Origin of the sequence: Nocardioides sp. GCM10028917, from assembly GCF_042666175.1 — a bacterium.
Taxonomy (GTDB): domain Bacteria; phylum Actinomycetota; class Actinomycetes; order Propionibacteriales; family Nocardioidaceae; genus Nocardioides.
Genome location: NZ_JBHTFL010000007.1, coordinates 125,889 through 151,055 on the forward strand (window position 1 = coordinate 125,889; position 25,167 = coordinate 151,055).

Genomic DNA, 25,167 nt, shown 5'->3' on the forward strand with positions numbered 1-25,167 from the left:
GACACTTGTCGAGCCCGGGTCCGGCACCATTGGAGACCTCGTCGTGGACCGCAAAGGGACCGCGACACTCGCACGCCGCGACTGGGCCGACGACGCCCGGATCGTCCGCACCTCGAGCCTTCCCGCTGCGCCGGGAGACCCGCAGTCAGTGCCCGGCCCACCCCAAGGCGAGCCGGACCCGGACGAGCCCGTGTCGACGTACTTCCCCGAGTACGACGACCACTCGGGTGTCGACGACTCCGGTGCCCTCACCACCCTGTTCCTCCAAGACCGGCTCCTACGAAACGGACAGCTCGCCCCCCTGGGCTACAACCTCGCGCTCTCCGACCGCCCGGCGGGAGGAAACTGGTCAACCACGCCCCACGTGGCAGACGTCGGCCAAATCGACCGCGCCCGACTGCACGTCAACGCATCCGGTGCAGCAGTAGCACTCTGGAACCGCTACCAAGGGCGCCTGCGTCTCTGGGTCTCCTACCGACCGGCCGCCGGCGCCGCGTGGACTCCCGCACAACGCCTGGCACGCGCCGCCTCCTTCTCCTGGGCCTCCGGCATCGACGACAGCGGCCGCGTCGTGGTCGGCTACGCCACCCACCCCGCAGACGTCCGCTTCGTCACCGGCACACCGACCACCGGCTGGAGCCGGCCCCACCGGTTCCCCGACGGCATCGTCGACGACTTCGCCGTCGGCGCAGGAGGCCACGCCCGCGTCACCATCCTCCCCCGCTCCCTCCACGGCTTCAACTACGACGATCGACGCACGTACAGCATGTCCCCCACCGGCCGATGGAGCCGCGGCGTCCGGCAACCGAACACCGTCCGAACCATCACCGCCCTCGACGGCGCTGGGCGCGCGACCAGCATGCGGTGGGAGAAGGAGCAGCTCGTCGCCCGCACGAGCGACCGCAACCGCCAGTGGCGCCAGCCGTGCGTCCTAGCCCAAGGACTGGGAGGAAGGCGCTGGACGCACGAAGCGGACGACCACTTCGCCGTCAACTCCCGCGGCGACGCCGTCGTCATCTACCGAACCTGGAACCGCGCGGGCGGAACCCACCTGTGGGCGTCCTACAAGCCCGTTGGACAGCCCTGGACCGAGCCCATCAAGCTGCCCGCCGGCGACACCCGCCGCTACGCCGAGGCCCGAGCCGCCATCGGACCCGCCGGGCACGCCGCCGTCGCCTGGTCAGCGCACAACCACAAACGAAGCACCATCGTGCGGATGTCCCCTGCTCCCTGACCGCTCGGGTTGGGGCTGATAGCGAACGTCGAGGCTCCGCGTGGTCTAGGAGCGTAGAAGGTGGAGGAGCGCTGAGCAGTTGTCCTGTTGTACCGCGATCCCGCCGAGCTCATCGCGGCAGATCCGGACGTTGCCCTACCGCCATACAGTCCCGTCCGCGTCCCTTAGATCGTCGGCGTCCACGGGCATCGACCCCTCGGGGGAGACGATCGGTCTGCCATCTCCCGACCACATCACTGGACTACGTTCATCCGCTTCCCGCCAGCAATGTGGGCCAAGATGCTCGGCCGCGCGCTGGCAATTAGCGCCCGCGAGCCGAGGTCCCGGCTCGAACGGGAGGGCCGCAGCGCACACAGGGACCGTCACAACGCCACGGTAATTCCTTGTGGGTCGAGCGATCGCACGCTCATCGGCAGATCCGCGCACCGTCAGCGGCGGATGCGGGCGTCCACGATTCCTCTCGGTATGTGTGCCGAGTGCGCCACACACTCCCTCCTTGAGCGCCAGGCGGCACAGGTCGAGTTGGAGGGCTCGCCGTCCCGCCGTACGGCGACAGCAAACGAGTTGCGGCTAGCGCGCTGAGGTTCAGTTTCTCGAGGGCCGCGGATCGCGAGCGGGGGCCGGCGTTTCGGATGCACGATCCGCGGATGTGCGGCTGGACGCCCAGATGCGCTGCGGGATAGTGGATGACCGGCGCGTGACCGGGCCGTGACCGTCTCGGAGGACGCTGACGGCATGCCGAGTCGGCTCTATCCTGACGTCGTGGAGTACGGCGTGCTCGGCTCGCTGGAGATCCGCGGGCCGGGCGGGCGCGTCGAGCTGCGGGGCGCGCGCGAGCGCCTGCTCCTTGCTCACCTGCTCGCTGCGGGCGGGCGAGCGGTGGGCACCTCTGCCCTCGTCGAGGGTCTCTGGGGTGACGATCCGCCTCGCACAGCGGGCAAGGCGCTGCAGAACATCGTCTTGCGGGTGCGCCGGGCGCTCGAGCCTGACCGGACGGGGCCGTCGCGGGTGTTGGTCACCGAGCGTGGTGGCTACCGGCTCGTCGTCGACCCCCTCGGGGTGGACGCGGGACGGTTCGAGGCTATGGTCCGCTCCGCGTCCGCGCTGCGGGCGGACGCGCGAGCGGCCGAGCTGTACAACGCGCTCGGTTTGTGGCGCGGCGAGGCGTACGGCGAGTTCACAGAGGCGCCCTTCGTCGTCGCCGAAGCGCGGCGACTCTCCGAGCTGCGAATGACGGCGGTCGAGGGCTGGGGCGAGGCCGAGCTCGCGGCCGGTCCGCGACCTGACCTGGTCGCCGAGCTCGAGCGGCACGTCGCCGAACACCCACTCCGCGAGCGGCTGTGGTCGCTGTTGGTACGCGCGCTCTACCGGCAAGGCCGGCAGGGAGAGGCGCTCGGCGCTCTCGCGCGTGCCCGCGCAGTGCTTGCGGACGAGCTCGGCGTCGACCCCGGGCCCGAGCTGACGGACCTGCACGAGCGAGTACTCGCCCAAGACCCGCGGCTGAAGGGCCGAAGCGCCCCAGTGCCTGTCCCGCAGGAGCTCCGCCGAGGCACAGGCGTGCTCGTCGGGCGGGAGGACGAGCTCGCAGTTCTCCGGGACCTGTGGGAGCGCACCGCCGCCGGTCAACAGCACGGTACGCACGTCGCGGTGCGCGGGCCGGCCGGCGCCGGCGCCCGCCGTCTCGTGGCCGAGCTTGCCGCCGAGGTCGCCTCCTCCGGCGCCGAGGTCGCCTACTCGGCGTTCCCCGGCGCGGACTCGCCGAGCGCACTCCTAACCCCGTCAGAGAAAGCCCCTGGGCCGCGCCTCCTCGTGCTGCCTCCCAGCGTCGACGCACCGGGCACGGGTTCCGACCCGCTGCTTGTAATCTCGATTGGACCGCCTGGGTCCGACCCCCGGGGTGCAGACGTGGTTCTCGACCTACCGCCTCTTGGTCGCGAGGAACTGCGCCGTGTGGTGGCGCCTATCGTGCCGCCGCTGCTGCTCGACGAGGTGATGGACGAGGTGTGTCAGCACGCCGCCGGTCTGCCTGGGCGCGCTCGCAAGCTCGCCACGGCAGCCGTTCAGCGCCGGATGGCCGAGCAGGTGCGGACCTCGGCGGTGCGGGCGGGCCAGGCGGCGGCGACGCTGGCCGAGGCCAGGGACGAGATGACGGCGAACGTGCTCGGCCTGACGGAGCACGACGAGGCAACGTGGCGTGACGGCGTCGGCTCGTCGCCGTGGCCGGGCCTGCTGGCCTACGGCCCGGCCGAGTCGGCCTGGTTCGCGGGCCGGGAGCGACTGGTTGCGGAGATGCTGGCGCGCCTGCCCGGCAGCACCGCCCTCGCCGTCGTCGGGGCCTCGGGCAGCGGCAAGTCGTCCGTCGTCGGTGCCGGGCTGGTGGCCTCGCTGCGCGAGGGGCGGCTACCGGGAAGTGCCGGATGGACGGTGCTGACGATGCGGCCCGGCACCCGACCGCAGGGCGAGCTCGCGCGCGCCCTCCTCGACGCTGGCAGGCCCGACGCTGGCGACCTGCTCGAGCGGCTGGTCCGAGCTCCCGACGGGAGCGACGACTGGTGGGTGCTGGTGGTCGACCAATTCGAGGAGTGCTGGACCGAGTGCTCCGACGAGGCAGAGCGCCAGGGCTTCCTCGAAGTTCTTACCGGGCTCATCACGGACACGACCAGCCGCACGACGCTCGTCGTCGTGCTGCGCGCCGACTTCCTGCCACGGGTCGCTGAGCATCGAGAGCTCTCTGCTGCGTTCGCTGACAACACGGTCCTAGTTGGCACCCCGACCGTTGATGAGGTGCGGCGCATGGTCCTGCGCCCGGCGCAGCGGGCCGGGCTGGTGCTGGAGGACGGGCTGGTGGATGCGGTCGTCGCGGACGCAGGACTCGAACCCGGCCTGCTGCCCCTGTTGTCGACGTCGATGCGTCGGCTGTGGGAGGACCGCTCCGAGGTGACTCTCTCCCTCGACTCCTACGTGGCGACCGGCGGTCTGCGCGGTGCCATCGGCGGGCTCGCCGAAGCCGAGTACGCGTCACTGGACCCGCTGCGCCAGGCGCAGGCGAAGGCGTTGTTCATGCGCCTCGCCGGTGCTGGTGAGGGGGAGGAAGTCGCACGACGCCGCGTGCCGCTCGAGGAGCTCCGCGGACTTCCACACGATGTGGCGCCACTGGTGGAGCTGCTGGCGGAAGCCAGGCTGGTGACCGTCTCGCGCGGTTTCGTCGAGGTGGCTCACGAGGCACTGTTCCGCGAATGGCCCCGCCTGCGGGAGTGGCTGGGCGAGGGCCGTGAGGGGCGGATGGTCCAGCGTCGGCTCGCCACGTCCGTCCTCGAGTGGCATCAGGAGTCCCGCGACCCGACGCTCCTGTGGTCAGGATCAAGGCTCGACGCGGCCGTCGAGGTGGCCGAACGCCAGGGTGAGGAGCTCACTGAGCTCGAGCACGACTTCCTGGCCGCCTCCCGGGACGCAGCAGCCGCCCGGGAGCGCGCCGCAGAAAAGCGCGTCGCCGAGAAGACCCGGCAGAACCGGAGGCTTCGGATGCTGCTCGCCGGCTCGCTCGCCTTCCTGCTCCTGGCCCTGGCCGCGGGCGCGCTCGCGCTGCGCGCCAGCGACCGCGAGGCGTCCGCTGCCCGGGCGGCCACGCAGGCGGCCGTGACCGCGGACGCCAAGAGGCTCGCCGCGTCCGCGCTCAGCATCCAGCAGCCGGACCTTGCCCTGCTCGCGGCGGTGGAGGCGACCCGGCTCGAGCGCAGCCCCGAGACCTACGGCGCCGTCCTCACCCTCCTCGGGCGCCAGCCCGACGTGGTGACGCGGGTGGCCGCGCCGAGCCGCCTAATGGCGGTTGCCGCGAACCCGCGCGGGCAGGTGGTCTACCTCGCCCAAGAGCGCCCGGAGCTGTGGGCACTCGACGCTGCCACGGGTCGCCGCCTTTGGTCGCGCCCAATCGACGCCATGGGCATCACCATCTCGGTCGCTCCCGACGGTCGGCGGCTCGCGGTGCTGACCGTCGACCGCGCCGGAGTGGTCCGAGACCACGTGGCGGTGATGGACCGGAACGGCGAGGAACAGCGGCGCATCACGGCCGACGACGTCAGCCGGTGGACCGGGGTGGACGTCCCGTACCTGTGGGGCACGGGGTGGCGCGACGACGGGTCGCTCGTGGTCGTCACCAACTCGCACGTGGTGGTGGCCGGGGCTGACGGCGCTCTTGTCCGCGCCGTCCCGTGGGGACGAGCGGTCCTGGACACCAACACCCTCGTCGTCTGGGCTGACGGACGGGTGAGCACCGGCCCATCCGACACGGGACCGGGCGTGGTGCTGGACACGAGCCGACCCGGACGCCCAACCCGCACCACCCAGGACACCATCTGGGCCGTCTCTCCGCGCGCCGACGTAGTGGCGGCGACGCGCCAGGGCGCGGCGGGCACCGAGCTGGTCGTCCTTGACGCCGACACGCTGCGACCACGCGGTCCGGCGCACCCCCTCGCAGGGGTCGTGTCGTTCATGCGCTTCAGCCCCACCGGTGAGCGGCTCGCGGTCGGCGTCGACGAGCGCACCGAGGTCCGCGACGGCACGACGGGAGCGCTGCGCACCACCCTTCTCGGCCAGAGCTCTGACGCCCTCGGCGCCGACTGGGCGGGACCCCAGTCCTCGCGCCTGTGGACGGCCGGGCGGGAAGGCACGGCAGTCTCCTTCGACACCACCGGCGGGCACGGCGTGCTCGCGACCACGCCCTCTCCCGACCAGCCGTGGGCCGGTGAAGGAGCGGTCGACGCCCCGGTCGAGATCTGGTCGAACCGCGACGACCTGGCACCCAACGCCGCGTTCTTGAAACGTGACGGCGACCGGCGAGGCATCCGGCTGCCAATGACCGGGCTCGAGCGCTGTCGTTGCGAGGTGACCTCCACGGACGTCACACCCGACGGCCGCACAGCCTTGGCCGGGGTGCGGGTGCTCGGACCCGACTGGCTCGAGATCCCGGAACGCGGGTACGTCGTCGTGTGGGACGTCGCAACACGCCAGATGCGCTCCGTCGTGGAGACCCCGTGGCCGGTCAACGGCCTCGACTCCTCACCCGAAGGCGACGACGTGGTCCTCAACGGCGGTGCCGGCTGGGGGGTCCTTGACCTGGACACCACAAAGCTCGTCCGCACCGGCCCGCTGGCGCAATGGACTCGCGCCGGCTGGGGGTCGTCGTTGGCTGAGGTGTCCCCAAGCGGAGACCGCGCGGTGCTTCTTCGCGGAGGTGAGGTCCTGGTCGTGGACCTCGCTGACGGCACCGTCACCGCTCGGGACACGGTCGAGACCGACCCGGGCGGGACGCTCCAGTCAGCGGGCTGGTCGGACGCGGAGACCGTCGCGGTCGGCTCGTCGACAGGATGGCTGTACGTCCTCGACGCGGACACCCTGAGCGCCGCCGCGCCGCGTCGCCTGCTCACCGGTGGACCGGTCGGTGACATCGAGGTCAGCCCTAACGGCCGGGTCGCTGCCACCCTCGAGGGGGCTGATGGGGACGTCACGCTGTGGGACACGAGCAGCTGGCGTCCCTACGGCCAGGCCGTGATCCGCGACCACGGCGTCGGGTTCCTGCGTTTCGAACCCGATTCGAGCACCCTGTGGGCCGTCTACGGCATGGGTCTGCGCGCACGGGTGGCCGCCGACCCGCGAGCGTGGGTTGACGCCGCGTGTGAAGCGGCCAACCGAGGGCTGAACGAGGACGAGAAGGCCGTTCTCGACGCCGATCTCGCCGACGGACCTACCTGTTCGCCAGGAGCCGTCGCCGCCCCGTGACCAGCCGGTGACCCGCCGGTGACCGAGCGCGACAGCTCGATGACCGCGGCGGGACCCTCGCGTCCAACGGTGGTGGCACTCGGACGAGACCACTCGTCCACCGCCCGTCAGGACGAGCCGATGAACACCACAACCCGCACCACCATCCGAACCACCATCAGAACTGTCGCCCTCGTCGTCTGCGTCGGAACCGCGACGCCGGCGGTGGCCATCCCCGTACCTGAGCCCGACACGCACGTCTCCAGCACCCAGACGGTCGAGACCGATCTGCCGTCCGGTCACCAGTGCTTCCCGCTGGTGCGCCTTCCCGGACAGGAGTGGTTGCCCGCTCGACGCGTCGGATGACACGCCTGCGGTGCGGCCGGTGCCCGGGGCGGGTGGCGGCCGCACCGCAGGCGTGACCGTCGCGTGACCGGCCCGTGACCGTCCCAGTCGAGGCTCGACGCAGGCGCGGCGACAATGGGGCGCCGCCCGCGAACGAGAGGTGGACGTGGTGAACGAACAACGCAGGCGCAGAAGGGCGAGAACTGTTGTGGCGGCGAGCGCAACGATGACCGCGGTCCTTGCGCTCACGGCCGGGACTTCGATGGGTGCGGAGCACGGCACCGGAGCCAGCCCACGCCAGGCAGCGAGTGAGGGGCCAGCCCTTGGCAAGGCGAGCATCGTGTTCTTCTCCTGGCGCGAGGGCAACGACGACGTCTACGTCACCGACCTCGGTGGCGGGCACGAGCGCCGGCTGACCACCCATCCGGCGATGGACGGGGCACCCACGGCGTCCCCAGACCGGCACACCATCGCGTTCGCCTCCGCTCGGGACGGGTTGATGCAGCTCTTCCTGATGGACGCCGACGGCAACAACCAACGCCCGCTACTGCAAAGCAGCTTCTACGACTACTGGCCCTCGTGGGCGCCGGACGGCAGCCGCGTGCTGTTCCAGCGTCGCGACGCGAGCGGGCAGTTCGACCTGTGGAGCGTCGCAGCGGATGGGACTGATGAACGGAGGCTGACGTCGCTCCCACGCAACGAGATCGGCGGCTCCTACTCGGCCGACGGCTCAACCGTCGTGTTCGCCGGGAACAACGGCACCGGACGGGACGTGTGGGTGGTGCCCGCGACGGGCGGCGCACCCAAGGTCCTCACCGCGGACGCCTGCATCGTAGGTACCGCCCCGTGCGTGCTGGCTTCCGACGTTCAACCCAGCTGGACCCCCGCCGGCGACATCGTGTTCGTCAGCGACCGCAGCGGCAGCAACGCGATCTGGTTCATGAGCGCCGACGGCAGCAACCCCCAATTGGTACGCGACTTCGGCACGGCCAGCGTCGCCATGCCATCCGTGTCGGAGAACGGTCAATGGATCACCTTCGTGACCGATGCGCACGACCCCGGAGGGGAGCGCAACGTCTACGTCATGCGCGCGGACGGAACCCATCTCCGGCAGCTCGTCGACCGGGGCGACGACCTGGCTCCGCGCTTCGCCGGTAGGTCGTAGCGCGTCGCCCGCAGGGATCAGGCAGCTGGGTGGGGGTGTGTCATGGACCACACGGCTGCCGTGGGTGGCATACCTCCAGGGGGACAGACCAAGCGACCGTCTACTTCCCGGTCGCGTTCACAGCTCAACTTCTCCGGACTGCTCGCCCCCGCGGGTAGTCCCTGCCGTTGAAGTGGATCTTGGGCGGGGCTGGAGACGATTGTCAGGTCCATTCCCCGTGTAGCGGTGGTTCTTCCAAGGGGGCCCCAGCGCAACGACCGCTACACCCAGCACAAGGCTGAAGAACACTAGGACGTGTCGACCCCTGGCCTCGCCATGTCCTCAGGTCAGGGGCTGGCGCGATCGCAGCGCTGTGAGTCCGGGCACGTGCCCTCACATAGGCAGATCGGTGCGCTCTTCGCGGCAGATTCAGTCGAGCGTAGCCGCCGTCCGGCGCCTACTCGTCGGTAACGAGGTATCGAAGCGCTGTGTTTAGGTTGTCCTCCGCCGCACCCTCAGCATGGAGTCGAAGCCAGTCGTGCTCTGGGTGGATTAGTTGGTCTTGCCAAGCCTCAAGGGTCGCCTTGGGGGTGCCGAACTCCCAGTCAGTTCCCGGAACGGGGGCTGTTGCCGATGCCACCTGCGAAACTCTGGGGGACCGTTCGTCGAGGCGACCCAGCACGACCCGACCAGTCTCGAACCCACAGTTCGATGAACGCGTAGCGAACCCCGTGCGCGCCAGCCTTACGGCGACCGGAATCCAGCAGTTGCTGATACCTGCATGGCGAGTCCAGGACAACAGTCCTGCCTTGCTCCAACAGGTCCTGAGCAAGCGCTAGTGCCGCGCCGTACGTCACGGGTCCTGCGGCTGCTACAGGTACACCAGAACCGACGATCGAACTTTTCAAGACGTCGGTGTCTACAACCACGAAGCCTGTGGCCTCCGCGATGGATGTTGCGAGCCTCGACTTGCCTGAGCCCGGCACACCGGAGAGTTGAACGAGCACACTTGAACTTATCCGCTCATCGACAGGTAGACCTTCGCGTTGTGAGCGGACGGATGCTGGCCCGACCTGGCCCACAACGTGACAACGTGCGCACATGGACGCGCCCTTTCCGTCGCCCCCGAACCTCGATCGCTCCACCGCGCAGGCTCTCGTCGAATGGCTGGACTCTCTAGCCGCTCGGCTGTCGGCTGAACACGCGACTGCTCGCTCGCATGGCCACGAGGTCTCCGGTCAGACTCTCAAGAATCTGGATCTCTACACGAACGCTGCGTTGCTCTTCCGCGAGGCATACGACCTGGTCTGAGCAACCGACCATGGCCACAGGCCAGGGGCGTTCACGGATCTCGGTAGAGCCGGTTGAGCGGATCGCGGCAGATCCGGATGCCCCGCGTGGAGCCTTGCAAGCGCGTCGGAGTTCGGCACGGAACCGGTGATGCTCGTGCTCTCGCTTGGGCTGATTCCTACTTCTTGCGGGCTTCAGCTTCTTGTAGGGCTTCGAGGATGGCAAGTTGCATGGACCACCAGGCGTGCAGGTCGTCGATCCATTCGACCGGTAGGTGGTCGTGGTTGATGGTGACGGTGGTCCACGTGCCGCCGGTTTCGTCGCGGTGCTCGTCGAGCGTTGCGGCGACCTGGGTGTCGACGGGTAGGAACATCGTGGGCTCCCATCCCGGGCGCCCGGGGATGGGCACGCCCCAGTTCCATCCCCGGACTGCTCGTCGCGGCCGGTCAACCTCGATGAACCAGCTGACGATTGACCCCGCAGACCCGCTGAGCTGGTCGGCGTGGTTGCCCGCCCAACCGTACGAGGGTTGGTTTAGCGCGTACGTCTCACCGTCGCCTCCGCCGAACATCCAACTGCCGTCCGCCACACACCAGCCGCTCCAGCTGGTCACATGGGCGACGCTGAGGAACAGCTTGCGCCGGGTTCCGCGAACGGTTCGCTGCACCTGCACCGAGCCCAGTTGGCCGGACAGGGGTCTGGCGTCGGGAGTGCCGTCGACGTCACGTCCAACGCGCTGTGAGGCGGCCAGCCCCTCGACGGCTTCCACAATCGAAAGGAGCCGGGGTTCGTCCTTCTCGCCGGCGTACCGCAGCTGTCGCACCGCAACGACTGCCGCATCGCCGCCTTCAAGGTTCGTGAAGTCAGCAGCTGTAAGTCGAATCCCTGTGACCACCTCGGCCATAGCCAGCGCGACAGCCGTCGTGTCCTCCTGCGGGACGGACCCGTCCTTGGTCAGGTCAACCCATGCCAGGTCGAACAGCGTCCGCAGGTCGTGCGGCAACGAATCACGATCCGTGAGGAACGTGTACTCGTCGTTGTCGAAGAGAAGGTCTCCGTCGCGCGCGCACCCGAACCGGCAGTGGGCCTGGATGTTGTTCCGCACCACCGCGGCCGCCCGTCCATCCTTGGACAGCGCCACCAGGACTGAGTTCGGCGGGTCCGCGTAGCCGGTGTCCTCGCTTGCGAGCACCCCACCCTCGATCGCGGTGAGGGTGTACGCCGCCCAGATCGGCTCGTCGCCGTCCAGCTCGTCTGTGGGCACGTCGTCGAGCGGCACACCACCGAGCGCGTCAACGACCTCCTGCACCGAAGCACCGCGGACCACCAACGTGCTTTCGTCCCCGATGGGCAGGCCCTTGTAGTGCTCGAGCATCTCGTCTAGGTACCCCATGCGCGGGAGCCTAGAGACCCAGGCGTGATCGCGGGCAGGATCCAGACGACGCCACGGCACGCACTCATCGGCAGATCCGGTAACTCAGGCACGCCGGCAGGCGGCGGATCGACGCACCCGTCGCGCTAGATCCCTGCGATGGTCGAACTCGCGGGCGGCATAGAAGGTTCTCAGTCAGCGAGGCGCCTGCCGCCCACCAATCACGAAGGCCGCGACGCCGACGCAGAACACGACGACGCCCAGAAGGATCGTGCCGATCCCACCTTGGTCCGGCGACACGACCGGTGCAACAACGGCCAGGACGCCGAGTGTCGCGAAACCTGCTCCGAAGTACTGCCAGAAGGCCATGCCGCACCCTGACACACGCCATCGCCCCACCAGCGGACAACCGCTCATCGGTATGAGCAGCTGTTCAAACTGACGCCGTCAGACGGCGGAATGACGCACGTCGCGTGGTCGAGCTGGATGTCGCACGCTTGCGAGACCGGGGGTCTGTGGGCACTCTGAGGTGAGGTGGACAAGCACCGCGTACCTGTCGGAGGGGCATGCGCGCAGTTGGCTCTTACGTCGCGCTGGTGGCGATGGTCGTCTTGTTCGCTGGGTGCAGCGAGGAGAGCCGCCAGCGCGGTGAGTCACGTTCCCCGGGCCAGCCCAGTGGGAGATCTGCTCCCGAGAGCACGGACAGCAAGAGGGCTGACGAGAGTCCATCGGCTGCTCCGGTGGCTCCGGCCACGAAGGGACCGATTTCGCCGAAGCGTCGCGAGAAGCTCGATGGGTTCCTCGACCGGATTCAGTTCCTCGACCACGTCGGCCCGGACCTCGAGCTGCGCGAGATCGAGTACACCTCCCGGACCGACGCCGTGGCGATGTTCCTGGACCCGCGCGCGGGGAACGAAGGCACGGTCATCGCTACCACCGACGACAACTGGGCTCACGCCACTCGGATGTACATCAGCGACGCTCTCGCTTACTTGGTGTACTACAGCCCGCTTGGAGGTGGGGCGGTGGCCGTCAGGCCTCAGCAGCAGGACCCCTACATCAACTACCCGGCGTTCGTCTTGTACCCGAACGGCAAGACGAAACCTCTGCGAGTCTTGGAGCCGCAGGCCCGCGGACGCGGAGACGTGCTCCTCGACCTCGACCGCTGGGGCAGCATCTTCGGCGGTCTCGGCGACGTCCAGACACGGCAACTTTGGGCTGCCGACGTCGATGCTGCCGAAATCTATCCGGTCGAGGGCACGCGGTTCGGTGAGGTATGGAAGCACGTACCGGGCCGACGCGGAGCGATCGTGAGCGTCCAAGGCTTCAAGCGTCGCGGTCAGCAGTGGCGTTTCGAGACCAGTAGCGACCGCGGACGCACATGGACCACTACCGAAGCCGACCTGCCGGGAGGCAGGTCCACCGGCGGCCCAGGATTCGGGTACGGCCAAGCGGGGGTCGCCGTGGGGCCCGGACACCTGCAGGCGACGGTGTCGACGCAGTGGTTGCAGGACCTGCCGTCGTACGTGAACGCGCTGTGGCAGACAGATGACGAGCAACGATTCCATCAGGTCCCGCTGCCCTGGGACCGACCGTACTTCGGCGGCATCGCGTACGCCGACGATGGAGCTCTGCTCTTCGGCCGACTCTTCGTTTCCGACATCCCGTGCAGCAAACCGATCTGCGGGCCACCCGGCGAGATCTGGCGCTACGCCCCGGGGAGCCGCGTGCCCGAGCCCCTAGCCGGCGCCCCTAGCCTGCTCGGTCCGTATTGGTCCGGGGGGATCGACACTTCTGGTGGTGTCATCATCGCCAGGACCGGAGTGCGAACGATCTCCGTCTCCTCCGACGGATATCACTGGACGCCGGTCACACCCGGGTAGGTCGGCCGCGAGCGCTTTGTGCCAACCGGGCTACTGCGGAGGCGAATGGTCGAGGTCATGCCGGAGAAGCCAGCCCCGCGTCATCATGCCAAGACGCCACGCTCATGGGCGGATCTGGATGTCGACAGCGTCCCCGAGAAGCGGCGGTTTGACGCACCTCGCAAGCGCGCGGGTCGCGATGGGTCCATGGCCTCACGACTGTCACTAGGTTTCGAGAGGTGGAGTGCGACGAAGGCGCGGGTACCGCTTGCGAGAACGCCCCGCCGGACGTGGTCCGGTGGGTCAACGACGGCTGGCCGCCCACTTGTCTAGCGGCTGGTTTGCCGCTTCACTCTCCCGGTGAGTAGCAGCCGATTGTCGCCACTCGCGGCCCCCGCCTTCCGCTACTTCTTCATCGGTCAGGTCGTGAACCGGGCTGGCTCGTCGATGGCGGGCGTAGCGCTGGCGTTCGCTGTCCTCGACATCGACGACTCCGCCTCGGCCCTCGGCTGGGTCCTTGCCGCGTCGAGCGTGCCGACGGTCGTGTTCATGCTCCTGGGCGGAGCAATTGCCGATCGGCTGCCACGGGCGCTGGTGCTGCGTGGGTGCAACCTCGTCCAAGGCGTCACCCAGGCGCTCACCGCGGGCCTGGTCATCAGCGGGCATGCCGAGATCTGGCACCTGGTGGTCTTGCAAGCGGTGGCCGGCACCGTGTTCGCAGTGAGCTATCCCGCGTTCCTCGGGATGGTCCCGATCCTGCTGCCGGTCGAGGAACGCCAAGCAGCGTTCCTGCTCATCGGTCAAGCCACCAGTGCCCTGGGGATTCTCGGCCCAGCGGTCTCGGGGGTGCTGGTCGCGACCGTCGGGCCGGGCTGGGCACTGGCGGTCGACGCAGCGACCTACTTCGTCGCCGCAGCGCTGCTGCTGCTGGTGCGTCTGCCGGCGGGTGATCGCAGTCAGGCGAAGGCGAGTGTCATCGGCGACTTTGTCGCGGGGTGGGCGTTCGCGCGTCAGCTCGGCTGGGTGATCCCGGCCTCGTGTGCAGCGTTGGTCTTCAATGCACTGGTGAGTGGGGCGATCAACGTCTTGGGTCCGGTGATCGCCGACGACACGATCGGCAGCGAGGGCTGGGGGCTGGCCAGGTCCGGGCAGGCGGTGGGCGTGTTCGTCGCCGCGTTCTTCCTCGCCAAGGTGACGGTGACTGCGCCGATGAAGGTCATCATGATTGCCTTCGTCGGGTGGTGCGTTCCGATGCTGGTGCTCGGCACGCACGTGACCGTGTGGGTCCTGTCGGCGTCCTTCGTTCTCGCTGGAGCCGCCTTGAGCCTGCTGGACCTGTCGTGGAACCTGCTGGTACAGGAGAAGGTGCCCGAGGCGATGCTGTCGCGGATCATGGCGATTGACGGCTTCTTCTCCTTCGTGGCCACACCGATCGGCCTCGTGGCCGTGGGTCCTCTTGCTGCCGCCTTTGGCGCGGGCCAGGTTGAGCTCGCCTGTTTCGCCACCGCCGTACTGGTGGCTGCGTTCGCGCTCACCAGACGCACCATCACCGATGTCAGACTGACCGGCGCACCCCCGCCGCAGCTCGCGAGTCAAGACGTCTGAGCCACGGTCCGCATCGTTCTTCGGGCGCGCTTGGGTGAGTCGCTGTAAGCGCGAGCTGGGTCGTCCACAAACGTCGTCGCGGCAGATCTGGGCGAGCGTAGCCGCCCTCATTGCGGCAGACCCGGATGTTCGAGAACGACTATCGACCGGTCCCAGCCAGTCGCCAAGCGCACAACCGCTCGGCCACAGCAGCCATTCGGCTGGATCTCCCGTGGGCTCTGCGGCCCCCACGGACGGGTGCAAGGTGTTGCAACAACTCCTCTGCCATCGCCTCCTCCCACATGGCCGGGTGGTCGTGCGCATGGTCGCGTAAGTCCCAGAACGCGTCTACAAGTCGGCGTGCAGGTGACATCTCCTCAGACACGAAAAGCCAGCCGGTCACCGGCGGGCCCGGGCACTGTTGCGGCAAAGACGCGTGCGTCTGTGCACTGCAGCTAGGTGCGGCCAGGAGGGATCGGGCCGGCTGAGTGCGTTACAGCCAGAGACGGTCAGCCGCGTCGGATGCGCTCTCCGAGGCGAGGCCAGTGCCCGCCACCGCCGTCGCGACCACCGTCATCGACGTAGAACGGGACGTCTTCCGAATCGGTATCGTTGAGCTCCACACCCGTTGTGGACACGCCGACCTGCACCCAGCGGGGTGAGTCGATGCAGGCGGCCGGCACCACCACGGTGACTCGGTCCTTCCCGCCTTCGTAGGTGCCGGTGAAGCCCTCGCACTCGATCGCGCCTCTGCGTGGGTGGCCGAAGAGGGTCCGCACCTTGCGCGGACCGCGCACTACCGACCCGAAGTAGCGGCCATCAGGTGTCCGGATCAGGACATCCGTCCGCATTGCGGAGGCATTGCGCAGGTCGCGGAGGTGGACCGTGACCTTGAGCCGCTCCATGCCGTACGCGGTCACCGTCCGCGTGATGTCACTTGCAGCGTAGTGCGGTGCGGGCAGGGTGTCCTGGTCCTCGTTGAGGTAGAACGCTTCGACATCGCCGACGGCGTCGCGAGCCGTCACGGTCTCCGCGTGTGCGGCCGACGGGGCCGTCAGAGTCATGAGAACGGCAACGGTGAACACGCGAGACCTCACACGAGACGTCATGCGCGAACGATATGCAGGCGACCGGGGGGCGCAGTCGATTTTCGCCGTTTCGCTGCGCCCGCCGAGGCTGGTCCGACTACCCGCGCCGGCCGCAGTCGTCGGACACACGCACATCGGCTGTCCGTGCGATCGGATCGCGGCAGTTCCGGCCGTCTAACCCCGGGACACAGACTCAACTACGCGGTCGTCCCCGAAGCAGAGATTCAACCGATTGAAGTTGAGGTCCGCAGTAACCATCGCCTCGGGCTCGTGTGCTCGAACGAGCCACCCAGCTCCGTTGGCTCGGGCAGCCGCCTCGTCCACATTCAGTCCCACGAGACTCTCATCGTCGAACTCTTCATCGCGAGCGCTGGCGTCCTCGGCGGGCGGGGAGGTCCAAGAGTTTCCGCGCCGAGGCTTCGCAATCACTCGGACCGGCGTCCCGTCTGCCAAGGCCAATGGATGCTCGACGAACTAGTCGGTCGCGGTGACGCAGTCTCGCGGCGCGACCTCGAACTCGATGGCGTGGTCGTCAGGGCCCATCACGTACCAAGCAAACGGGAGTTCAAGGTGGGTGGGGTGCGCGGCAACCTCGCTCAGGTCGCGAACGACGGCATGACACAGGCTCGCACATCGCTTGCTCCACGCCCATCAGCGGCAGATGCGGACGTTCACTTCGTGAAGTGACGCGCCGTCTCTGTCCCGGTGCGCACGTCGAACTCGACGAGCCAACCGGACCAGGAATTGGCGGACACCACGTCGCCGCGTACGGAGACAGCGATCCAAGCGTCCCCTTCGCCGCCGGGCGGAAGCGCCTGCCACGCCACACCCCCGTCACGCCCGCGACGAATGAGTTGAGACGTACCCATCGTGGGTGCTGGGTAACTCGATGTGCCCGCCACCCGGCACGTCGATCGTTTGTGTCATTCCCCGGATGATGCCACCCAATGTGCGCCCCGATTGAGCGGCCGACCGTGGTGCACGCATCTCGACAGATCCGCGCACATCGCGGCAGATCCGGATGTTCAGGCGAGCGCGATCCGACCTAGGATGACGTCGCCGACGGGCCGCTCGACGTCCACGGAATGGGCGACCCATGCTCGCGCGGCCAACGCCTGGGCCGGCAGCACGTCGACTTCAGAAACCACGCAGCAGACGTCTCGAAGATCAGCGATGACATCCGCGCCGGGTTCGGCAATTCGCTGTCGCGGGACTGCCAGCCCTCCCACTCGGCGCCAGGTTCTCGGCGGGGTAGATGTTCGTGAGCGGCGCAGCGGAACCATCGCAGTGCACATGGCCGTCGCCCACGACGGTGAAGCAACCGTCGGATACAAGTGCTGGCACGACGCTCTGGAACAGGGTGGGGTCGTCACTGACGACGGTGACTGACCTAGCACCCGCGTAGTAGTCGCGGATCGCGATGGTCAGTCGTGCGTCACGCGGTACGTCGTCTGGACCATGCCGCCGTCGAGTACGACGCTCCTGCCGAGCGTGAGGTCGATGTCCTGCGGCACCGTCCGGAAGAGTGGGATCCCGGCGCCGATGAGGACCGGGACCTGGGAGATCGTGAGCTCGTCCACCAGGCCCGCCTCCAAGCAGGACTGGATGGTGCTGGCGCCGTCGATGTAGACACCCCTGGCCCCCATGCCATTGAAGACCTCCGTCGCCTCGTCGAGGCCCCGCTCGATGCGAACGCGGTCGTCCTGGTCGTCCTGGAGTGTCGTGCTGAGGACCACGACGGGCGTCGCCTCGTACGGCCACGGCTCGAAACCCCGAGCCACCTCGTAGGTCGCTCGCCCCATCAAGATCACGTCCACCCGCTCCATGAACTCGGCGTAGCCGGCATCGCCTGCGGTCTCGCCACGGCTCACCAGCCAGTCGAGCGATCCGTCGGACCGGGCCACCTGCCCGTCGACGCTCGTCCCGATGAAGACAAGGCCCTCCCATGTCCTGTTCGTCATTGTCCTGTCCACCTCTCGATGTCGTTGTTGATGTAGCCGAGCGTGCGGGTTGCCGCTCTTGTGGATTGCTCGATGGCGCCGGTGATGGTCGCGCCGGCCAGCAGATCGAGCCAGAGCTCTCCGGCGTTGGCCGGTGGCTCATGGCGCAGCTGACCGCGCTGGTGTGCGTCGATCAGCGCGGATTGCAGGTATCGGGCCTGCTTCTCGCGACCGCGTGCCAGCAGGGGTCGCGTCTCGTCGTCGACGACCTCGTCGAGCAGCAACGTCAGGTGACCTACCGCGTCGTCGGGTTGCGCGGTAGCGGCGAGCCAGTTGCCTACCCACTCCCGCAGGAGTGCAAGCGGGTCGGTGCTCGACTCGTTGGAATAGTCCGGCAGGTCACGTTCCCACGCGGTTACGACGGCGAGGAGCAGCCCTCGCTTCGATCCGAAGCGCTTGACGACGGCCGCGGGGGTGAGTCCTACCACCGCTGCGACCTCCGCCAGAGACCAGGACCCGTCCGCCCGGCGGGCGGCAGCCGTCGCTGCCGCCTGGATGAAGTCGTCGTCAGAGACGGTCCTGGGGCGCACCATGACATTAGTGTACGTCCATTTACTAATGGTGCAAGTCAGCAGCAACTTCCGACGGGGCTGCGGCCGGATCGTTTGATGGCTTGGGGGTCTCCCACTTAGGCGAACCCCGATGGGTATCTGGAATGGGGCAAGGCCGCACGGGACGCACTCGCGGAGGCGAAGCGGTCGGAGCGGTCGACCGATTTATCCTCCAGCCGCCAGTCGTCGGGACCTGATCTCGGCGAGGCCTTGCCTAGCAAATGACTAATTGACAGCCCATCCGCGCCGTGCGTGGCGTCCGTTGTAACCGTCGTGGGTCTGATGATGATGCAGGTCCGACAGGCGGCCGAAAGACGCCCCATTGCGGCAGATCCAAGATGCCTGAGGGGATGCCACTCGACCGTGACCGTGACCGAGCACGACAGCCGGAGCGTGAGGCGTACGAGTCCTGGCGTGTGCTGCAGGAGGCGCTCGAGGAGTGCGACCGCGACTGGTGGGCTGAGACCGAGGCTGACTGGAATAGAGGCAGCGGGCGAGGTCCGCGCGAGTCACGCCTCGCAGTTCCGGGCGCCGTTGTACCGGTCGGGGTTCTGGCAGGTGTCTAGCCCTTTCCCGCCGTCGATGGCGTTGGTGCCGGTTCCGCCGTCAAGGCGGTCGTTGCCCTCGAGCCCCACCAATTTGTCCGCGCCTTCATCGCCATACAGATCGTCCGGGCCAACTGACCCGGTCAGGCGGTCGTCGCCGCCTCGACCCCTTATGACGTCGCCACCATCGCTGAAGGTCGACGGGCGGTCCGATAGTCGATTGGGGCCGTCGTCTCCCATGATCGTGTCTGCGTACTCGGTCCCGGTTACGTTCTCGATCGAGTCGAGCTTGATGCCTACTACCGCGTCGATGAACGGGCTCAGACTTCGTTGTTCTGCGGTCCCGAGGGCCAGATCAACGACGACGGGGCCGAAGGCTGAGCTCAGCTCGAAGTGGTTGCTGTCGAAGCTGATTCGGTCCCAGCCGCCCCCGCCCGCGACGGCCTCACGCGGAGCCCGCTCGTCGTAGCACGCCCCCGCCGCTGAACCGACGTAGAAGGTGTTGTTGGCCGAGTTGCCCACGAGCACATCGTTTCCACCACCGCTTGCCAGGTTTTCGACACCGTTGAGCGTGTCGACGCCGAACCCTGCCGCGGAGACGACCCCACTGCTCAGGTCGGCGGTGACATCGTTGCAGTGACTTGAACCGCTGATGCGTCCGCGCACGTTGATGTAAGCGCCTACGTCGCTTCCCGGCCCACCGTAGATGGTGTCGTTCCCCCGACCGCTGTCGAAACGGTCGTCGCCTGCGCCGCCTCGAAAGACGCTGTTGTCGCCCAGCCCACCCTGGAAGAAGTCGTCGCCCTTGCCCCCGTAGAGGCTGTCGGCGCCTCGGATACTGTAGAACTGGTCCGGCCCCGCTCCTCCACGAAGCACGTCGTCATCGAGTTGTGCCCCCCTGTCGTGGACAGACATGCTGTCGCCTCCACCGCGCCCGAGTAGTAGGTCCACGCCATTGGTGTCGCTGAGCACGTCGTGCCCCGGCCCACCTACGATCACGTCGTCTCCAGGGCCGCCGGACAGCAATTGAGGGACCTTCTCGCCCTCCTCGACGCGAAGCCCGCTGCGACCGCCGCAGATGATGTCGTCTCCGGCCCGTCCGTAGATGCTGTCGGTACCACGTCCTCCGACGATGACATCGGCCCGGGCGGTTCCGATGATGTCGTCATTCCCCGGTGTGCCCACGATTGTCGCCACCTTGCCGCGACACGTAGGTCGGGGGGCGTCGGTGTGACCTTCAGCCGAGCCAGTGCTGACGCCCCAAAGCAGGCAGCCACTGGCAAGCATCAGGGCGGTTGCCGTCGTGACCCGTACCGGGTCTCGATGGACGATTCTCGTGGCCAAAACTCAGTCTCCCCAGCCAAGGCGCGACGCGCCCCAACGGAGAACGTTCCGCCCGGCACCGTTCGTAGGATTCTGCGCCCCGTCCACAATGGAGACCAGCATGTCTAAACCGGTGGCGGCGCAGATCCCGCGAGCGCACCCGAACAGCACCGGGACGAGTGCAACTCAGCGGGAAGACCTAAGAATTTCGTTGCGAGCACAGGTCGCCAGAAGCGCCATCAAGTGATGCGTCAAGCGGGACTAAAAACAGGAAGACGACTAGCGGGCGTCGCGTGGCCTTGAGGCGTGCTCGAAGGGCTTGTCGCCTAGTGGTAGCTGAGGGGGAGCCAGACAAGGACTGACTCCTACATCTCGCAGTTCAGGGCACCGTTGTGCCGATCGGGATTCTGGCAGGAGTCCTTTCCCCGTCCACCGTCGATGGTGTTGACGTCGAGTCCGCCGTCGAGGCGGTCGTTGCCCGCACGGCCGCGGAGCGTGTCGGCACCCTCGTCGCCATTGATCGTGTCCCGGCCGTCCGATCCTGAGAGGCGGTCGTCGCCTCCTCCCCCGTAGATGGCGTCTCCTACGCCGCTTTGAGTACCGCCGCCCGTCGTTAGTCGATTGGGGCTGTCGTCACCACGGATGACGTCAGGGAACTCGGTGCCGGTGACGTTCTCGATCGAGTTCAACGCGATTTCCACCACTGTGGCGTCGAAGTCACTGCGTTGCCCCGCTGTTCCGGCGACCAGATCGACCGTGACTGGACCGAAGGCGGCTTCGTACTCCCAGGGGCCGCTGTCGAAGCTGATCCGATCCGAGCCACCGCCTCCTGCAACAATCTCGCGGTGGATCGGCGCGCCAAGGCACGGTTTGCCCACGTAGAAAGTGTTGGCGCGCGCGTCGCCGGTCAGCACGTCCTGCCCGCCACCGGTCACGACGTTGTTCACTCCCTTGAGGGCGTCCACGCCAAAGCCCGCCCCGGAACCAACCCCGGCGCTCAGATCCGCCGTGACAGTGCTGCAATGATCGACGAGCGAACTCCCACGGGGCAGGACGGTGATGTAGTCGACCGTGTCGACCCCGGGCCCGCCGACAATGACGTCGTTCCCGGGGCCACTTAGCAGGCGGTCGTTACCGCTACCACCGAGGAGACTGTTGTCGCCGCCTCCGTCCTCGAAGTAGTCCCCTCCAGCTTGGCCGAGAAGCATGTCGTCTCCGCCATGGCCGTCCAGCCAGTCGGTGCCAGCTCCACCGCGCAGAACGTCGGCTTGACCGGGCCCCTCGCCCTCTTCGCCGCCGTACACATAGTCATCGCCCCCACGTCCAAGCAACCAGTCCACCCCGTCACCACCGCCGACCACCTCATCCCCGGGGCCGCCGACGATTACATCTTCGCCGGGACCACCGTAGAGAAGTTGGATGACCGCGTCCCCGTTCTCAGTGCGAGTCGGACCTAGCCCTCCGCAGATGATGTCGTTCCCGCGGCCACCATTGATGATGTCCCGGCCGCCGCGGCCCACGATCACGTCCGCCTTGGCGGTTCCGACAATGTCGTCGTCCCGCTCCGTCCCGACGATTGTTGCCACTTTGCCATAGCACTTAGGGCGCGAGTCTTCGGAATGACGTTGAGCCACGGCAGCGCCGGCCGGCAGAAACAGGGAGCCAGCTACAAGCGCCAAGGCCGAGGCAGTCCCAACGCTGACCGCGTCTCGGTAGGCGGCGTGCCTAGCCATGGCTCAGCCTCCTCACCGAAGCTCGTTACTGCTGATCGCCGTGCGTTCCGAACATTGTGCGACCCGTCCCCGGCGCAGGGCCACGATGTCTAAACCGGCGCAAGGTTGCAGGAGAACGCCTGTCCTGCCACTAGGACCCGATGATCGGCCTCGGGCATCAGATCGCTTCGGCCTCCCGACGCATCTACGCGAGCACGTCGGGCTGCACGATGCCATCGACGTCGGATAGCTCCGGACTGAGTAGGCCGGGAAGGTACCCAGGCCGACCATGTGGCGTGGCGTGATCTACCGGCAGTGCTCGAGGAACGCGACCGCGAATGGGGTCTGAAGCAGAGCCAGGCGAGGACTGACGCCTACATCTCACAGTTCAAGGCACCGTTGTACCGGTCGGGATTTTGGCAGGAGTCCTCTCCTCGTCCACCGTCGACGATGTTGACGTCGAGTCCGCCGTCGAGGCGGTCGTTGCCCCAACGACCACGCAACTTGTCGGCACCTTCATCGCCGTAGATGGTGTCCGACCCCTCGGATCCGACGAGGTAGTCGTTGCCACCCCTGCCCCGTATGACGTCGCCCTCGCAGCACCCCCTTAGGCCGCCCGAGAGCCGGTTAGGGCGGTCGTCTCCAACGATCGTGTCTCGCCCACGGGTCCCGGTGACGTTCTCGATCGAGTCCAGCACAACGGTCACTACGACGTCGGATGGACCTGAGTTTGGCTGTACTGCGGTGCCGGCGGCTAGATCCACTGCGACCGGACCAAGAGGAGTGTTGCCGTCCCAGAGATGGCTGTCGAAGAGGATTCGATCCCAGCCATCGCCGCCGGCCACCGAGTCTCGCTGTGCAGCTTCTTCCGTCGGGTGGCACGGTTTTCCGGCGTAGAAGGTGTTGTTCCGCGAGTCCCCGATGAGCACGTCCTCTCCACTACCACTCTTGATGTTCTCTACCCCGGTCAGCGTGTCGGCGCCAAAGTGCGTCCCAGAGGCGACCCCTCTACTTAAGTCGACCATGACGTCGGGGCAGTTGCTCGCCGGGATCGAACTGTCAAGGACCAAGGCATACTCGCCTCTGTCGACCCCGGGCCCACCGTAGATGGCGTCGTTCCCGGAACCGCTTCCCAAGGTGTCGTTGCCACCGCCCCCGCGAAGGACGTTGTTGCCCAACCAGTCCTCAAGCAAATCCTCACCCTTGCCCCCGTAAAGCTCGTCGTCACCCCGCGAGCTCGTCAGCTGGTCCGGGCCCGGACCTCCACGAAGCACATCATCGTCACCACGTCTGAACGAGTCGGTGGACAGCAAGTCGCCCCCACCGCGCCCCAGCAGCACGTCCTCCCCGCGCGGATCGCTGAGCGCATCACCTTGCGGTCCACCGACGATCACGTCGTTGCCTGGACCACCGAACAATGACTGGGGCACGTTCTCAGCCGGCTCGATGATGACGCGAACCCCACTCGGACCGCCGCAGATGATGTCGTCGCCGGACTTACCGCCAATACGGTCCGTACCCCCACCGCCGACGATGACGTCTGCCTTGGCGGTTCCCGCGATGTGGTCGTCCCCGGGCGTCCCCACGATTGTCGCCACTCTCCCGTAACAATTGGGCCGAGCGTCGGCGACCGCACCTCCGGCCGAGCCGGGGCTGACGCCCCACAGTAGGGCGCCACTGGCAAGCGTCAGGGCGGTGGCAGTCGTGACCCGCAACCCGTCTCGACGGACAATTCTCGTAGCCATGGCCCAGCCTCCAGCTCGGCACCGTTGTTCGCATTCTGCGCCGCTTCCCCGTTGAGGACCAAGGGCCGAGCGTGACGCCGAGCACAGGTCTGAGGCGGGGTCCGTCGAGGACTGCGTCCTACATCTCGCAGCTCACGGCCCCGTTGTACCGCTCGGGGGTTTGGCAGGAGTCCTGTCCCCGTCCGCCGTCGATGGTGTTGACGTCGAGTCCGCTGTCGAGGAGGTCGTTGTCCAAGGTGTTGAGTCTGAGATGGGGGCACACGCCGACCTAACCCTGGTCGACTGGCGCAAGACGGACGATCGACATTGGCTGGACACATCAAAGAGATCGGAAACAGCCCACTCGCTGCAACTAAGCGTCGGCAAGCCCCTAGGTCCGCTCAGCGGTCTCTGGTACGAGGGAGGCACCGACAAGCGGCGGTTGGCAGCGGCACGACGTTCCGGCGGAGCGTTGCCCGCACGGGTGGCGGGTGTGACTCGACGCGGAGGCTGGCGCAGGTCGTCGCGGGTTCCGTGTCGGCCCTACCGTCGACCGGCCACGCCACACTGGTTTGTTTCGGAGAGTGCGGGCCGATCCGTCCTCGCCGGAGGTCGGGGCCGTCAGAGTCCGAGGTCGCGGCTGGAGGTGGTGGCCAGGGCGTCGAGTGGGCGGATGTAGCGCTCGATGAGGACGGAGATGTCGCGGTGTCGGGTCTGGGCGGCGATCCGCTCGAGGGGGACGCCGGCGAGGGCGGCGGTGGTGGCGTGTCCGGCGCGCAGGGAGTGGGCGGTGATCCGTTCGGCGGGGAGCCCGGCGGCGGCGGCGCGGGCGTGCAGCATGCGGGTGATGGTGTTGCCGGTGAGCGGGTCGGCGTGGATGCGGGTGGCGTAGACGCGGGTGAACAGCGGGCCGGGTTGGCGTCCGCGCCGGGTGAGCCAGGCGTCGAGGGCGGCGATCGGGTCGGTGGCCGGGTGCTGGCCGTGGGCGATGCCGACGACCTGGCCGCGGGCGTCCTGGTCGGTCTTGGACGGGCGGATGTTGAGCAGCAGCCCGGCGGTGTGGTGGTCGAGGTCGGCGAGGGTGAGGGCGACCAGCTCGGAGCGGCGCAGCGCGCCGGCGTAGCCGAGCAGGATGATCGCGGTGTCGCGGACGCCGATCGGTCGGGTCCGGTCGATGTGGTCGATCACCTGCCGGATCTCGGGCACGCTCAGCGGGCGGGCCTGCCGGTGGGGCGCGGTGCCGTAGGTGCGGCGCAGCCCGGCGCGGACCTGGCGCACCGACTCGTGGGTGGTCGGGTTGGCCACGCCGTGGCTGCGGTGCTGGTGCCCGATGGCCGAGCAGGCGACGTCGAGGGTGGCCATGGTGATGCCGTGCGCGGCCCGTTCGGCGAGGTAGGCGCCCACCGCGGCGGGGTCGCCCGGCAGCGCGGGGAGGCCGCGGTCGGCGCACCAGCGCTGCCACTGCCGCCAGGCGTAGCGGTACACCGTCCGGGTCGAGGCGGTCCGGGCGGCTGCGTGCGCGGCGGCGATCCGGGCGTGGTCGGCGTCGGTGAGGCCGGCGTCGGTGTGGCCGGCGTCGGTGCGGCCGGCCGGGTGGAGGTTGTGGGTGTCAGCTGGGTCGGTGCGGGTCATGCCCGGG

At 68.1% G+C, this 25,167-nt stretch carries 18 protein-coding genes; 7 read left to right on the forward strand and 11 right to left on the reverse strand.

Annotated features, from left to right (window positions below):
• Nucleotides 1-43 precede the first annotated feature (43 nt).
• The 4 genes from ACFQW6_RS10015 (at nucleotide 44) to ACFQW6_RS10030 (ending at nucleotide 8,498) form a co-directional block, all read left to right on the forward strand.
• A complete protein-coding gene (locus tag ACFQW6_RS10015; protein WP_378544008.1) occupies nucleotides 44-1,234 on the forward strand; it encodes a hypothetical protein in 1,191 nt (396 codons plus the stop codon).
• 735 nt (nucleotides 1,235-1,969) lie between these two features.
• Nucleotides 1,970-7,009, forward strand: a complete 5,040-nt coding sequence (locus ACFQW6_RS10020; RefSeq protein WP_378544010.1) for a BTAD domain-containing putative transcriptional regulator — start codon at nucleotides 1,970-1,972, stop codon at nucleotides 7,007-7,009.
• 120 nt (nucleotides 7,010-7,129) lie between these two features.
• Nucleotides 7,130-7,354 (forward strand): hypothetical protein, encoded by a 225-nt coding sequence (locus tag ACFQW6_RS10025; RefSeq protein WP_378544013.1) that lies wholly within the window; start codon nucleotides 7,130-7,132, stop codon nucleotides 7,352-7,354.
• Between the two features lie 319 nt (nucleotides 7,355-7,673).
• On the forward strand, nucleotides 7,674-8,498 hold the full coding sequence (locus tag ACFQW6_RS10030; RefSeq protein WP_378544016.1) for a TolB family protein: 825 nt from the start codon (nucleotides 7,674-7,676) through the stop codon (nucleotides 8,496-8,498).
• Between the two features lie 584 nt (nucleotides 8,499-9,082).
• Here ACFQW6_RS10030 and ACFQW6_RS10035 read toward each other — a convergent pair.
• Complete coding sequence (locus ACFQW6_RS10035) at nucleotides 9,083-9,580, reverse strand: AAA family ATPase (protein WP_378547520.1); 498 nt, start codon at nucleotides 9,578-9,580, stop codon at nucleotides 9,083-9,085.
• On the opposite strand from ACFQW6_RS10035, the gene ACFQW6_RS10040 reads away from it, so the two are divergent.
• Nucleotides 9,579-9,788 (forward strand): hypothetical protein, encoded by a 210-nt coding sequence (locus ACFQW6_RS10040; protein ID WP_378547611.1) that lies wholly within the window; start codon nucleotides 9,579-9,581, stop codon nucleotides 9,786-9,788. The genes ACFQW6_RS10035 and ACFQW6_RS10040 overlap by 2 nt on opposite strands.
• A 157-nt stretch (nucleotides 9,789-9,945) precedes the next feature.
• On the opposite strand, the gene ACFQW6_RS10045 is transcribed toward ACFQW6_RS10040, so the two are convergent.
• Entirely contained in the window at nucleotides 9,946-11,160 is a 1,215-nt protein-coding gene (locus tag ACFQW6_RS10045; RefSeq protein WP_378544019.1) for a DUF6461 domain-containing protein, read from the reverse strand.
• Between the two features lie 174 nt (nucleotides 11,161-11,334).
• Nucleotides 11,335-11,508 carry a hypothetical protein gene (locus ACFQW6_RS10050; protein ID WP_378544022.1) on the reverse strand — a complete coding sequence of 58 codons (174 nt, stop codon included), beginning with the start codon at nucleotides 11,506-11,508 and terminating at the stop codon, nucleotides 11,335-11,337.
• A 227-nt stretch (nucleotides 11,509-11,735) separates the two neighbouring features.
• On the opposite strand from ACFQW6_RS10050, the gene ACFQW6_RS10055 reads away from it, so the two are divergent.
• Complete coding sequence (locus tag ACFQW6_RS10055; RefSeq protein WP_378544025.1) at nucleotides 11,736-13,022, forward strand: hypothetical protein; 1,287 nt, start codon at nucleotides 11,736-11,738, stop codon at nucleotides 13,020-13,022.
• Between the two features lie 339 nt (nucleotides 13,023-13,361).
• Nucleotides 13,362-14,606, forward strand: coding sequence for an MFS transporter (locus ACFQW6_RS10060; RefSeq protein WP_378544028.1), 1,245 nt, complete (start codon nucleotides 13,362-13,364; stop codon nucleotides 14,604-14,606).
• A 488-nt stretch (nucleotides 14,607-15,094) separates the two neighbouring features.
• On the opposite strand, the gene ACFQW6_RS10065 is transcribed toward ACFQW6_RS10060, so the two are convergent.
• From ACFQW6_RS10065 to ACFQW6_RS10100, 8 genes are all read right to left on the reverse strand, one after another.
• The gene (locus tag ACFQW6_RS10065) at nucleotides 15,095-15,694 is read right to left on the reverse strand and encodes a hypothetical protein (RefSeq protein ID WP_378544031.1); all 600 of its coding nucleotides are present in this window, start codon (nucleotides 15,692-15,694) and stop codon (nucleotides 15,095-15,097) included.
• Between the two features lie 1,004 nt (nucleotides 15,695-16,698).
• Complete coding sequence (locus ACFQW6_RS10070) at nucleotides 16,699-16,821, reverse strand: hypothetical protein (protein WP_378544033.1); 123 nt, start codon at nucleotides 16,819-16,821, stop codon at nucleotides 16,699-16,701.
• A gap of 276 nt (nucleotides 16,822-17,097) precedes the next feature.
• Complete coding sequence (locus ACFQW6_RS10075) at nucleotides 17,098-17,634, reverse strand: dihydrofolate reductase family protein (protein WP_378544036.1); 537 nt, start codon at nucleotides 17,632-17,634, stop codon at nucleotides 17,098-17,100.
• Nucleotides 17,631-18,206: a TetR/AcrR family transcriptional regulator gene (locus ACFQW6_RS10080; RefSeq protein WP_378544039.1), complete on the reverse strand. Its 576-nt coding sequence runs from the start codon at nucleotides 18,204-18,206 to the stop codon at nucleotides 17,631-17,633. The genes ACFQW6_RS10075 and ACFQW6_RS10080 overlap by 4 nt, the downstream gene beginning before the upstream one ends.
• A gap of 527 nt (nucleotides 18,207-18,733) precedes the next feature.
• Entirely contained in the window at nucleotides 18,734-19,966 is a 1,233-nt protein-coding gene (locus ACFQW6_RS10085; protein ID WP_378544042.1) for a calcium-binding protein, read from the reverse strand.
• Between the two features lie 491 nt (nucleotides 19,967-20,457).
• On the reverse strand, nucleotides 20,458-21,678 hold the full coding sequence (locus ACFQW6_RS10090) for a calcium-binding protein (protein WP_378544044.1): 1,221 nt from the start codon (nucleotides 21,676-21,678) through the stop codon (nucleotides 20,458-20,460).
• A 500-nt stretch (nucleotides 21,679-22,178) separates the two neighbouring features.
• A complete protein-coding gene (locus ACFQW6_RS10095) occupies nucleotides 22,179-23,402 on the reverse strand; it encodes a calcium-binding protein (RefSeq protein WP_378544047.1) in 1,224 nt (407 codons plus the stop codon).
• Between the two features lie 747 nt (nucleotides 23,403-24,149).
• A complete protein-coding gene (locus ACFQW6_RS10100) occupies nucleotides 24,150-25,160 on the reverse strand; it encodes a tyrosine-type recombinase/integrase (RefSeq protein WP_378544050.1) in 1,011 nt (336 codons plus the stop codon).
• Nucleotides 25,161-25,167 lie beyond the last annotated feature (7 nt).

Excerpts from the sequence above, each read along its gene's own strand:
- ACFQW6_RS10020 (WP_378544010.1), top strand. The coding sequence starts at position 1,970 with ATGCCGAGTCGGCTCTATCCTGACGTCGTGGAGTACGGCGTGCTCGGC.
- ACFQW6_RS10025 (WP_378544013.1), top strand. The coding sequence starts at position 7,130 with ATGAACACCACAACCCGCACCACCATCCGAACCACCATCAGAACTGTC.
- ACFQW6_RS10040 (WP_378547611.1), top strand. The coding sequence starts at position 9,579 with ATGGACGCGCCCTTTCCGTCGCCCCCGAACCTCGATCGCTCCACCGCG.
- ACFQW6_RS10035 (WP_378547520.1), bottom strand. The coding sequence starts at position 9,580 with ATGTGCGCACGTTGTCACGTTGTGGGCCAGGTCGGGCCAGCATCCGTC.
- ACFQW6_RS10045 (WP_378544019.1), bottom strand. The coding sequence starts at position 11,160 with ATGGGGTACCTAGACGAGATGCTCGAGCACTACAAGGGCCTGCCCATC.
- ACFQW6_RS10050 (WP_378544022.1), bottom strand. The coding sequence starts at position 11,508 with ATGGCCTTCTGGCAGTACTTCGGAGCAGGTTTCGCGACACTCGGCGTC.
- ACFQW6_RS10065 (WP_378544031.1), bottom strand. The coding sequence starts at position 15,694 with ATGACGTCTCGTGTGAGGTCTCGCGTGTTCACCGTTGCCGTTCTCATG.
- ACFQW6_RS10075 (WP_378544036.1), bottom strand. The coding sequence starts at position 17,634 with ATGACGAACAGGACATGGGAGGGCCTTGTCTTCATCGGGACGAGCGTC.
- ACFQW6_RS10080 (WP_378544039.1), bottom strand. The coding sequence starts at position 18,206 with ATGGTGCGCCCCAGGACCGTCTCTGACGACGACTTCATCCAGGCGGCA.
- ACFQW6_RS10100 (WP_378544050.1), bottom strand. The coding sequence starts at position 25,160 with ATGACCCGCACCGACCCAGCTGACACCCACAACCTCCACCCGGCCGGC.